Genomic DNA, 535 nt, shown 5'->3' on the forward strand with positions numbered 1-535 from the left:
GTTCGCTCGTTGGCTCCGAGCAGCAAACAGAGATTCGATGGCTTCTCGGTTTTTAAACGATCCAGATTCACTAGCCGTTGATATCGCGGATTATTGGGCAAGCGGTGAGGACGATCAGAACCGTCTTAACTCAGCGCTGTCTCATTTCAGGAGGCTCGGACCTGAGGGGCAAGAACTCCAAGCCGTTGGAGCTGGGCCGCGCCTGATGGGCCGCCGAATTCATGATCCCTATCCCGATGACGCCCGCGTCATTGATAGCTTGGCCAAGGAAGAGCTGAGTAAGTTCGGACCGGTCTCGATTTCTCAGAAAAATGCCAGTAACCAACGAAAGTTTAGCGATTGGCTCAAAAGGGAGGGCAGGGGGAGCATAGTCAGCCGACTCACGGGTACTGATCAGCAGCAACGGTCGTTGCAGGAGGATTTTAGGAAATTTACCGAGGCCGAGGGAAAAGTGGTCGTGAGTTTAGATCGGCTGCGGCAGTATCTAGGCGCCGAGTCGCAGTTGAAACAGCATCATCCTTATCCCGACGACGCC

Annotated in this window: 1 pseudogene; it reads left to right on the forward strand. The window is 54.2% G+C overall.

The window, feature by feature from the left end:
* Positions 1-37: 37 nt before the first annotated feature.
* Positions 38-535 (forward strand): annotated as a pseudogene (locus tag ATY29_RS03775) (Ulp1 family isopeptidase); the annotation flags it as partial.

Origin of the sequence: Rhizobium hidalgonense (assembly GCF_002914525.1) — a bacterium.
Classification (GTDB): Bacteria; Pseudomonadota; Alphaproteobacteria; order Rhizobiales; family Rhizobiaceae; genus Rhizobium; species Rhizobium hidalgonense.